Consider the following 11,361-nt stretch of genomic DNA (forward strand, 5'->3'; position numbering starts at 1 on the left):
GTGCGGCTAGTGCTGGAACTCAAGCGCGACGCCGATCCGGAGATTGTGCTCAATCAGCTTTATCAATTCTCGCCGCTGCAGGATTCGTTCTCGCTGATCTTCCTGGCGCTGGTGGATGGGAAGCCGCGGGTGCTGTCGCTCAAGGGGATGCTCGAGGAGTTTCTGCGGCATCGGATCATCGTCATTCGCCGGCGCACTCAGTTCCTGCTGGCCAAGGCGCGGCAGCGAAAGCACGTCGTCGAAGGCTTGCTGCTCGCCCACGCCAATATCGACGAGGTGATCCGCGTGATCCGTTCGTCGGCGACGACCGCCGAGGCGAAAACCCGGCTGATGGAGATTCAATGCCCCTCGGCGCTCATCGAGCGAGCGCTGGGCGAGACGGGGTTCGCGGCATTCCGCTCCGAGCGTGGGGCTGCCGAGAACTATTCGCTCACGCCGGTCCAGGCCGACGCCATCCTCCGCATGACGCTCGGGCAATTGGTCAACCTCGAGCAGGAAAAGCTGGCCGACGAATACCGCAAGCTGCTCGACGAAATCGCCGAGTACTTGCGGATTCTCTCCGACGAGAAGAACATCCGCGACATTATTCGAGCCGACCTGATCGAGCTGAAGAAGAAACACGCCGATCCGCGACGCACGGAAATCAGCGGCGAGGAAATCGGCTCGATCGAGATGGAAGATCTGATTACCGAAGAGAATATGGTCGTCACGATCAGCCACAACGGCTACATCAAGCGCACGCCGTCCAGCGTGTACCGCGCCCAGCGGCGCGGCGGCAAGGGGCTGACCGGGGCGAGGACCGAGGAAGAGGACCCGATCGCCCATCTGTTCGTCGCCAGCACGCACGACTATCTGCTGTTTTTCACCAACCGCGGCAAGGTCTATTGGCAGAAGGTCTACGATCTGCCGCAACTCAGCCGCGAGAGCCGGGGGCGGGCGATCGTCAACCTGCTGAATTTCGCCCCAGAGGAACGGGTCGCCGATTGCCGCCCGGTCCGCGACTTCACTGGCGACCAATTCCTGATGATGGCCACGCGCAATGGCCTCGTGAAAAAGACGCCGCTCGACGCTTATGGCCGGCCGATGAAAGGGGGCATCATCGCCATCAAGCTCAAGGACGAAGACGAGCTGGTCGACGTGGTCGTCACCAGGCCCGGCGACGAAGTGGTGCTTTCGACGGCCACCGGCATGGCGATCCGCTTCAACGAGTCCGACGCTCGCCCGATGGGCCGCAACACCAGCGGCGTCAAGGGTATCAAGCTGATGAAGGGAGACCGGCTGGTGGGCATGGTCGTCGCCGATCCGGACGCCACGCTGCTCACAGCCTGCGCGAAGGGCTACGGCAAGCGGACATTGTTCGGCCCGAACAGCCCCGCGATCGTCGCTATCGGCGCTGGCGGCGGCGAAGGTCCGGCGGAGGATGCGGAGATTGAAGAACCCTCGGCCCCCGTCGAGGAAGAAGAGAGCGCCGACGACACTTCGAGCCAGCAGCGCTATCGCACCCAGCGCCGCGGCGGCAAAGGACTGCGCGATATCAAGACCACCGAGCGCAACGGCTCGGTGATCGGCGTGACCGGAGTGCGCGACGACGATGAGCTGCTGATGATGACCGCCCGCGGCAAGATTCAGCGAATCGCCGCCGGCGAGATCAGCGTGATCGGCCGCAACACGCAAGGAGTGCGGATCATGAGCCTCGACGAAGAAGATTCGCTGGCCGCGATCGTCCGCGTCCCGCGGGAGGAAACCGGCGAGGCGAAGAGTATCGAGTGACGATTAATGTCGTAGGCACACTCCGTGTGCCGTAACGGCGACGACACTCGGAATGTGCCTGCTACTTTCATTGCGGCCGACGGCCGCGTTCCGAGAGCTTTTCGATGAAAATCGCCGTTGTGGGAACCGGTTACGTCGGTCTGGTCACGGGCGCTTGCCTCGCGGATAGCGGCAACGACGTGAGTTGCATCGATATCGATCGCGCGAAGATCGAGCGGCTTGCTCGCGGCGAGATCCCGATCTACGAGCCGGGGCTCGAAGAGTTGGTCACTCGCAATCACGAGGCCCGACGCCTGCATTTCACATCCGACCTCGGCCCGGCCGTGCGTTCGGCCAAGTTGGTCCTTCTGGCCGTCGGGACGCCGCCGGCGAGCGACGGCTCGGCCGATTTGTCCAGCCTTCGCACCGTCGTCGAGCAGATCGCTCCCCATCTGGCGAAGGGCGCGATCGTGGTCACAAAGAGCACCGTTCCGGTCGGCACGTGCGCCTGGATTTTTGCCCGGCTTAAGGAGCTGACCGGCCGCGATTGCGACGTGGCGAGCAATCCGGAGTTTCTCAAGGAAGGTGCCGCGATCGAGGATTTCATGAAGCCCGATCGGGTCGTCGTCGGCGTGCGGCGGCCGGACGTGGCCGACGTGCTGCGGAGCTTGTACGCCCCGTTTCTGCGGACCGAGAAGCCGTTTCTCGCGATGTCGCCCGAGAGCGCGGAAATGACCAAATACGTGGCCAACGCGCTCTTGGCCGCCAAGATCAGCTTCATCAACGAGGTGGCCAATCTCTGCGAGCGGATGGGGGCCGACATCGATCATGTGCGCCGCGGCATCGGGCACGACAGCCGGATTGGGTTCGCGTTTCTATTTCCCGGCGTCGGCTACGGGGGAAGTTGCTTCCCGAAGGACGTGCAGGCGCTGGCCGCGATGGCCCGGCAGCACCAGATCGAGCCGCGGCTTCTCCAGGCGGTGCATGAAGTGAACTTGCTGCAGAAATCGGTGCTGGGCCATAAGATTGCTCGGCACTTCGGCGGCACACTGCTGGGGCGCACAATCGCCGTTTGGGGATTGGCCTTCAAGCCGCGGACCGACGACGTCCGCGACGCCCCGTCGCTGGTGTTGATCGATCGGCTGCTCGAATTGGGCGCGGCCGTGCGGGTTCACGATCCCGAGGCGATGGACAACGTCCGCCGCCTCTATGGCGACAAGCTGCAATACGCGGCCCTGCCGCTGGAGGCCCTCGATGGGGCCGACGCGCTGGCGATCGTCACCGAATGGGGCGAATTCCGCCATCCCGATTTCGACGAGATGGCCCAGCGCATGAAAGGCCGCCTTATCTTCGACGGCCGCAACCTCTACGACCCCGCGGCAGTCCGTGCCGCAGGCTTCACGTATCACTGCATCGGCAAGGCGCCGGTGGGGCCGGGTGAAAAGTGATTAGCCGCGAGTGGCGAGATGTTTTGCCGGGTGCCACTGGCCAGCAACGTCGGCCAGTGCTGAGTCGCCAACCATCAACAGCCCCGCACAGCAACTGCGTGGAAATGTATCAATTCAGCGCTAGGGCGGATTCCGGCACTGGCCGACTGCGCTGGCCAGTGCCACCCCACCGCTTGGCGAGTGCCCCAAGTTTATAGGTGACTGCGGCGCGATGTTCGGTCGCGTGCATGTGGCCAGGCTCACTTAAACGGGTCGTCGGCTTTCTTCTTTTCTGGCGGCGCACCGAATGGATTATCAGGCAGAATTCTCGCGTTGGGCGGCGCGGTCGCGTCGGAATCCGCGTTCCCATCGCTGTCCGCGTCGCCGTACAAATCGCTGAGCGACTTGCGCTGACCGTCGATGTCGACCGAAAGTTCGCGCAATTGCTGCCGCAGCTTTTCGACTTCGTCTTCCTGCACGCCGAATTTCTTGACGTAGCGGTTGTAGAGATCCGAATTGCGGTCGAGCTGGCTCATGTTCTGGCGAATTCGGCCTTGTTCGTCGCCGACTTCCTTGATTTGCCGTTCGAGCTGCGCCTTTCGAGCGGCGAGCGCAGCCAATGCCTGGCGACGCTTGACGATTTCGGCCAGCGCCTTCTTGACATCGGGGCCGACAGTTTTCGCGTTCGCATAGACCTTGATTTGATCGTCGTCGAGACGCGAGAGGGGAATGTCCGATTGAATTGTCCGTTGCTCGGTAACTTCAAGCGCCGCCGGCTGGTCCGGATCGAATTGCACGCGGAAATGATAGAAGCCGCGGCTTTGGCCGGTAGCCCCCCTTGGGCTAACCAAACTCCATTGTGGATCAACTGCATAATCGACGCGCAGGTTGATGGCCTTTGAGCTTGCGTTTCGAATCGTATATTGTCGAGACCTTACGATCGTGCGCGATTCTTTCAACATTCCTTTGCCGATCGCGACGTTGGCCAACATTTCCGTCGTCCTTTCCCGCGCGGCGCTCGTAAAACTAGCCGATTTGTTGTCGATGTACGAGGCAACGGTTTCGGGGAGCTTGGAAACTGCGATTTCCGGATGGTCGATCCGTTGCTCGACCACTTCCAGACTGACTGGTTTGCCGGGATCAGCCTTGACGGCGAAACGGTAAAGATCGCGGGTCTTTTCGGCCGGTTCATTGGGAGCCACTAAATTCCACGCCGCATCGTGCGGATATTCGATGAGCACTTTCTTGGTTTTGGAAGCAGAGTTCTTCACGATGAATGACTTTGTGCGATCAATCACGTGATCTTCAATGAGCGAAGCTCCAGTGATCGTAATAGCGGCAAGCGATCGTGTCGATCGCTCCGCTCCCGGCGCTACCTCAGTATCAAGATCGAGGGCGTAGCTCAATAGACGCTCGGTCCCCGGCTGGAGGTCTTCGATCCGCGCGTCTCCTGCATATTCGCCGCCGTCGAATACGGTGATCGGACCTTGCATGAGGTGCAGCCCGGTCGAGTTGATAAGCTTCAGTCCGCTAAGCGGGTGCTTGGCGTGGACGGCCGGATTGTAGATCGAGAGCTTCTCCCCTTTTACGGAGTCGTTGACGATCGGCAGCATCGCCGATTTTTGCCGGGCCAATGTGACGGGTTCCGTGATTGCGTAGCGAAAGAGTTCGCCGACGTCGCCACCTTGCGCCGCTGGAGTAATGCCCTTTTGCGGACCGACTGGACCGTTATCGGTTGGTGGCGCCTGCCCGCCAGCGATTGGAACAACCGAGGTTACGAAGGGGCGATCGTTGCCACCGACCGCAGGCCCGCCTCCTCCGCCCATCCCGCCTCCCGATCCGCCGGCGAAGCCTCCGAATCCTCCGCCGCCAAACCCTCCTACCGACTGATTTCGGCGGGCAACACGCGCGTTGGAATCCGCGGTTCTGCGAAAATCGGCCTCCTTCGCGGCTAAATCCTGTTCGTAAACTCGCGGCGTCAACGAAGCGAACGCGTCAGGAATGACCAAAGGGCGATCGACGTACAGCGGTTGATAGAGGTCTTCGACGAATGAGATAGGCTGGCCGCTTACGAGTGTCATGGCCACATTATTCCAGTCTTGCTCGGTCACATTCTCGATGATCGCCCAGCCTTGCAGGAACAGCGAACCATCGTCCTTGACGACCAGACGGTAGCTTGTCTTCCAGACGGGGAATTCTTGGATGTAGCCGATCCTCACGGTGCGCTTCCCGTTGCCGAGGAAGCTGAGCGTCACCGATTTCTTGTCCGATCGATGCGCGTTTGCCAGAATTGCCAACGCATCTTGCAGCTCACCGTGCAGCTTTGGGTCGAGCAATTGGGTTTGGACGACGCTTTCCAGCGGGATGCTTCGTAGACCGGAAGCGGTGAGCAAATTGAGCACTTCAATTTCGGTCGTCTCATCCTTGCCAGACTTCACGCGCCGCCGCTCGATGCCGACGATTGTTCCCGTGATCGGATTGGGCGCATCGACCTGAATCTTTTCTCCGCGGACCTGTCGCAGCAATTCGGCCAGCGTCGGGTTACGGGTCAAGTCAATGGCAAACGTCTTGAGCGTGCGCGTCACCGGTTCGCGGGCGCTGTATGTTACGGTCGAAATCCGGCCGCCCCCAAGGTCTTCGAGCACCATGCTTTTCAAGAGATCGTTCACGTCATCGACGTTGAACTTCAGCTCGACGGTCTGGTCGCCATTCACCTCCCCTTCATGCTGGAAAAAACCGACACCCGAGTTGAACAACACCACTTTCTTGAGCGGCACCTCGACCGGCTTCTCGTCTGCCGCAACGGTCCGGCGGCAGCAAAAGAGAATGACCAGCCCACTGACGAGGATGCAAGCGTTCCGATAGTACGCGACGATTGCCATGATTGGCGCTCCGCTTGTCTTAATGATGCGACGTGATAGGGTTCGACGGTGCGACGGGCAGTTATTCCGCGAATTCCGTTGGCCGATCGGATAGAATAAACTCGAACGGTCGCAACGAATTGCACCGAATACGAGTGAAGTGTGAGATTTGCGTGCCACGCGCCCCTCATCATTGTCCGTTCTACGACGAGGAGGTTTCGGATGCGTCGATTCACGATCCGACGGTCGACCATCTGCGGCTTTGCAATACTGACCGCGGCAAGCGTCGAATTCTGCTTCGCTCAATCGTCGCTATCCATGAAAAGCGCGGCGGGGATAGCGGCCGAGGAGCGAATCCTCCGGGCTTTAGACCAACCCGTTTCGCTCCAATTGGTCGAAACTCCGCTGAAAGACGTTGTCGATCACCTTCAGAACGAATTTCGCATCAGCATTCAACTCGACGACAAGGCCCTTACAGATGCGGGTGTCAATGCGGACACGCCGCTGACCGTGAATCTTTCGAATGTGCGATTGCGGGCCGCTCTGGAATTGATCCTGAGGCGGCATGAGTTGAATTGGATCATTCAGGACGACGTGCTTCTGATTACAACCGACCCCAGGGCCAAAGAACACGTCGAAACTCGAATCTATCTGGTTCGCGATCTCGTCGAAGTGCACGACGAGCACGGAGTCGCCGAGGATTACGATTCCCTCATTGACGTGGTGACATCGATCATTTCGCCAACCGCGTGGACCGATTCCGGCGGAACGGGATCGATCGCTCCATACTCGAATGCCCGAGCCTTGGTAATCAGCCAGACCCGCGAGGTCCACGAACAGATCGAAGCGTTGTTCACCATGCTACGCGAGGCCCGAGACCAGCAAGGGGTCGCGGCCGCATATAGTAGCCGCGAGTCGCGACGCGAAGTTGCCGACGACGACGCGGATCAATTCGACGAATCAGCGGAGATAGAGCCGCAACCGCAAGTCCGTTGGCGTTTTGTCGACGCGCCGCCCGCTTGGCGAGTGCCCCAGGTTTATAAGTGACGGCCGTGCGTGGTTTTTCAGAGCGGATCGTTCGCCGGCCCGGCAAACGTCCGCCTTCCGAAAAACAATCCTGTATATCCTGTCAAAGAGATTCAGGCAGGATTTGCAGGACTCGTCTTTGACTTCCCTGCGGCCCAACGGCGGAATTCTGGTTCGGGGAGGAAGACGGCTTCGCGGACTAGTTGAAACATGAGGGGCGTCTCGGGCCAGCCGAAGGTGGAGAGCAGGCGGTCGAATTCGGCGGGCGGGCAGGTCCCTTTGAGATCGACGAAGAGCAGCCGGCCTGAACGGTCGAAGAGGTTGCCGTCGATTTGCCAGCGCGGGCCGTCGTGGGGCGAGCCCCAGAAGAACGATCCGTCCGGCTCGCAGAAGAGGCGCTCCAATTGGCCCATTCGTTCCATCGCCGTCTCGAAGCTGACGCCCAGGGGATGCGAGAGGGCTTTGTGCGGAACGGACAGCGCGACAAACGATCGGCCGGGCAGCTCGATCGTTGGGGCGATCGTCGCCTCGGGCGGGCGAGCGTGAACGGTTGTGTAGAATGAGTACATCGGTGGAAGTGACGAGGAGCAGATTCCAAACCGCTGGGAACTGAAAGGCCCAGTTTACTCCCAGGTAGCACGGTCGGGAGACCGCGCTACAACAGGGTCCTTCACTGCTGGACAAGCCAGCAGTGGCACCCGATTGTCAGCCGTCAACCGGCGACGTGCTCTTCAAGCCATTTCAAATAGGCCGGGTTGCCGGCGACGACGGGGACAGCCAGAATCTCCGGGACGGAATACGTGTGAATCTGCCGGATGGCATGCTCGACGGCCGCGTAGCGATCACTGGTGGTTTTGATCCAACATTGCCATTCCTCGGCCATTTCCGTTTTTCCCTCCCAGCGATAAATGCTCGTGATCGGCCCGATGATCTGCACGCAAGCAGCCAGCCGCCCATCGACGAGCGTCCGGCCAATCCGTTCGGCCAGGTCCTTGCCGTCGGTCGTCGTCACGATCTGAACCACCTCGGCCATCGCAGGCTCCTTTTGCTCTAAACGAGAGTGTAGCAGTAGGAAGGGACGAGAGGCGAGGGATGAGTTATTATTGTGTGCGGCCAAATGTTCCTTCGTCATTAGGCATTCGTCATTGGTTCCAGCCGTGTGTGGCCGATTTACATTGCGAACGCCGCCGCAGGTTTTGATGCGGCAGTTTGCGCTGGAGACCCAGCCGGCGCTTTTTCCGCGCTACAACATCGCCCCGTCGCAGCCTGTGGCGGTGGTTCGGCAGACGGCCGAGGGAAAGCGCGAGTTGGTCAAGCTCCGCTGGGGGTTGGTGCCGAGTTGGGCGAAGGATGTGTCGGTCGGCAATCAACTGATCAACGCCCGCTCCGAGACCGCCGCCACGAAGCCGGCTTTCCGCGCGGCGATGCGGCAGCGGCGCTGCCTCGTGCCGACGGACGGCTTTTACGAATGGAAAAAAGTCGGCCGCCAGAAGCAGCCATATTTCATCCGCCGCGCCGACGACAAGCCATTTGCTTTCGCCGGGCTGTGGGAGAGGTGGAGCGATGCGGAAGGACGGCCGCTCGAGACCTGCACGATCCTGACGACCGACGCCAACGAATTGCTGCGCCCGTTGCACGATCGGATGCCGGTGATCGTCGAGCCGGCCGACTATTCCACTTGGCTCGACCCCGCCCAGACCGACTCAGATCGGTTCCGCCCGCTCTTCGCGTCGCTCACTTCCGAGCAGCTTATCTCGTCACCGGTATCGACTCACGTCAACAGCCCGGCGAACGACGATGAAGCGTGCCTCGCTGCGGCGGAAGGCGATAAGCCGCTGTTTGATTGAGGGCCGTTTATGCCGCCTTGCGCTCCGCCGGCGGTTCTTGAGCGGCCAGCTTAGAGCCGATCCCCGAACCGTCCGCGGAGAGGGGGACAGTCCCCTTTTGCTGCCGACCATCTGGCGATGGTGCCCGCTCCGCAAAAGGGGACAGTCCCCGACGATTCTCGAGCGGCTGGTCGAAGTTCACGAGGTCGCGAATAGCGTAGGGGTGTCTGCCCTGCGATTCGTAGTACGTGCGCACACCGAGTTCGCCGAGCATGCCCAGCACGAAGAATTGCAGGCCGACGAAGCCGGCGAATACCGTAAGCAGCAATAGCGGGTTGCGGCTCATGTGGAAGCCGTCGAACCACATGACCAATGTCGACAGCCCGGCGACGAGCCCGACCAGGCCTGATGCCAGGCCGAGCATCCCGAACAGCTTCATCGGGCTGCTCAGATACTGCGTCATGTATTTGACGGTCACGAGATCGAGGACCACGCGGAGTGTGCGCGAGAGGCCGTATTTCGACGCGCCGAATTGTCGCGGGTGGTGCCGCGTGACCACCTCGGCGCAGCGCGCCCCGCGCCAGTGAGCGAGGATCGGGATGAAGCGGTGCATCTCACCGTAAAGTTGCAACTCGTGCGCAATTTCGCGGCGGATCACTTTGAGCGTGCAGCCGAGATCGTGGACCGGAAAGCCCGTGGACTTCGAGATCAGGCGATTGGCGATCGCCGACGGCAACCGGCGGCTCAAAAACTTGTCTTGCCGCTCCTTTCGCCAGCCATGCACCAGATCGTAGCCGTCGGCCAGCTTTTCGAGCATCATCGGGATATCGGCTGGGTCGTTTTGCAGATCGGCGTCGAGCGTGATGATCGCGTCGCCGGTGGCCAAATGAATGCCGGCGTTGATCGCGGCGGTTTGGCCGAAGTTGCGGCGAAAGCGGGCGACTTTGACGCGCGCGTCTTGGGCGGCCATTTCGCTCAGCACGCGGCCCGAGCCGTCAGTCGAGCCATCGTCGACCAGCACGATCTCATAGGGTTGGCCGAGCGGGTCCATGACCCGCGTGATCGCTCGATAAAGACGCGGAAGGTTCTCGCGCTCGTTGTAGACAGGTACGACGACCGATAGGCTCATGCCGGCGATTTTCGCGCGCAGCGCCGGCGAGATTTCGATCGTCGCGCTGTCGGCGATCGCGATTGACTCGGGACTAGCGTCTAGAGCGTTTTCCGTCGGTCCCACCGAATCCTCGACGGCGGTTGCGCGGAAGGGGACAGTCCCCTTTTTCTCCGCCGACCATCGCGGCGATGGTGCCCGCGAAAAAGGGGACAGTCCCCGGCGGTTCTCGAAGCTGAACAGGTACGCCATTCCGCCGACGAGCCCGCCGGCCACGGTGACCAGGAACCAAAGTATCCCCAGCGTGATCCCCATTCCTTGGCCGACTCCGTAGGAGGCGAGCATCCAGACCAGCCCTCCTTCGCGCACGCCGACTCCGCTGACGCTCACCGGCAACAGTGTCAGCAAAGCGACGACCGGCACGGCGACGAAGTAGGCGACCAGCGGAACGTGCAAACCCATCGCCCGGCCGATTTCCACCACGACCAGCACGTTGAGCAATTGCACGGCCAGCCCCCACCCGATCGCGCGGCGGAAGACCTCCGGCCGAGCGTGATAGGGAAGCAGCTTCACGAATAGTTGCGAAAGCCGGCCCTCGGGTCGAAGCAAGCGGACAAACCCATTGAGAATCGCCAGCCCCAGCGATACGCTCGCCAAGGCCGCGATCAAAAGAGCGGCGCCGACGGCCAACGCCGGGACGAGCGCCAGATCGAAGCTCCGCGCGGCCAGTGCCGTCAAGCCGATGACGAACAATCCGACCAGCCCGGTCGCGCGATCGGCCAGAACCGTGCATGCCGCCAACACGCGACCGGCAGCGGTCGGGGCCAGGCGGTAGGCCTTCACCACGTCGCCCCCGATGGACGACGGCAGGCAGAGGCTGAAAAACATCCCTTCGAAATACAACTGCGTAAACCGCCGTTGCGGAAACTCGAATCCCAGCGGCCGGGCCAGCGCGCCCCAGCGCCAGGCGCTCACGACCTGCGACCCGAGGTAGATCGCTACGCCAGCGAGCCAGTGTTCCCAGCGCATGCCTTCGATCGCCTTGGCTACCGGGCGCCAATCGGTCTTGGCCGCCAGGAAACCGACCAACCCCAATCCCGCCGCCGCGCGCAGCCAAAAGGTCCAACGTCGGCCGCGATTGGACTCGGGCAGCGGAGTAGTCATCGTTTTGATCCCAAAGTTTTTATCGACTAGCGGGTGCCATGCCCACGGCTTTGCGCTTCCCTTTACCCATATTATTCACTGCTGGTTTTTTTGAGTGAATTGTCGTGAAGGAGGCAGGTGTGAATTGGTCGGCGGAGTTATTGAGCAGTGATTTTGGGGATGTAAGGCTTAGTTTTCGTTTGGTGAGGCTGATGGAACAA

General features: G+C 61.2%; 9 protein-coding genes. 4 read left to right on the plus strand and 5 right to left on the minus strand.

The window, feature by feature from the left end:
• Nucleotides 1-1,770, plus strand: a 1,770-nt coding sequence (locus VGY55_04210; GenBank protein ID HEV2969170.1) for a DNA gyrase C-terminal beta-propeller domain-containing protein, incomplete at its 5' end; no start/stop codon positions are given.
• Nucleotides 1,771-1,874: 104 nt separating this feature from the next.
• Nucleotides 1,875-3,197 (plus strand): UDP-glucose/GDP-mannose dehydrogenase family protein, encoded by a 1,323-nt coding sequence (locus VGY55_04215; protein ID HEV2969171.1) that lies wholly within the window; start codon nucleotides 1,875-1,877, stop codon nucleotides 3,195-3,197.
• Nucleotides 3,198-3,436: 239 nt separating this feature from the next.
• On the opposite strand, the gene VGY55_04220 is transcribed toward VGY55_04215, so the two are convergent.
• Nucleotides 3,437-6,058, minus strand: a complete 2,622-nt coding sequence (locus VGY55_04220) for a hypothetical protein (protein ID HEV2969172.1) — start codon at nucleotides 6,056-6,058, stop codon at nucleotides 3,437-3,439.
• A 201-nt stretch (nucleotides 6,059-6,259) separates the two neighbouring features.
• Here VGY55_04220 and VGY55_04225 point away from each other — a divergent pair, with 201 nt between their 5' ends.
• Nucleotides 6,260-7,084 carry a hypothetical protein gene (locus VGY55_04225; protein ID HEV2969173.1) on the plus strand — a complete coding sequence of 275 codons (825 nt, stop codon included), beginning with the start codon at nucleotides 6,260-6,262 and terminating at the stop codon, nucleotides 7,082-7,084.
• A gap of 92 nt (nucleotides 7,085-7,176) precedes the next feature.
• On the opposite strand, the gene VGY55_04230 is transcribed toward VGY55_04225, so the two are convergent.
• The gene (locus VGY55_04230) at nucleotides 7,177-7,632 is read right to left on the minus strand and encodes a hypothetical protein (GenBank protein ID HEV2969174.1); all 456 of its coding nucleotides are present in this window, start codon (nucleotides 7,630-7,632) and stop codon (nucleotides 7,177-7,179) included.
• Nucleotides 7,633-7,775: 143 nt separating this feature from the next.
• Complete coding sequence (cutA, locus tag VGY55_04235; protein ID HEV2969175.1) at nucleotides 7,776-8,096, minus strand: divalent-cation tolerance protein CutA; 321 nt, start codon at nucleotides 8,094-8,096, stop codon at nucleotides 7,776-7,778.
• A gap of 124 nt (nucleotides 8,097-8,220) precedes the next feature.
• Between cutA and VGY55_04240 the strand changes: the two genes are divergently transcribed.
• Entirely contained in the window at nucleotides 8,221-8,910 is a 690-nt protein-coding gene (locus tag VGY55_04240) for an SOS response-associated peptidase (GenBank protein HEV2969176.1), read from the plus strand.
• A gap of 7 nt (nucleotides 8,911-8,917) precedes the next feature.
• Here the strand turns inward: VGY55_04240 and VGY55_04245 are convergent, their stop codons facing one another.
• Together VGY55_04245 and VGY55_04250 are read right to left on the minus strand one after the other, a co-directional pair.
• Nucleotides 8,918-11,161 (minus strand): lysylphosphatidylglycerol synthase domain-containing protein, encoded by a 2,244-nt coding sequence (locus tag VGY55_04245; GenBank protein ID HEV2969177.1) that lies wholly within the window; start codon nucleotides 11,159-11,161, stop codon nucleotides 8,918-8,920.
• Nucleotides 11,162-11,180: 19 nt separating this feature from the next.
• Nucleotides 11,181-11,361: hypothetical protein (locus VGY55_04250; GenBank protein HEV2969178.1), on the minus strand; the 181-nt coding region annotated here is incomplete at its 5' end.

It is taken from the genome of Pirellulales bacterium (assembly GCA_035939775.1).
GTDB lineage: Bacteria > Planctomycetota > Planctomycetia > Pirellulales > DATAWG01 > DASZFO01.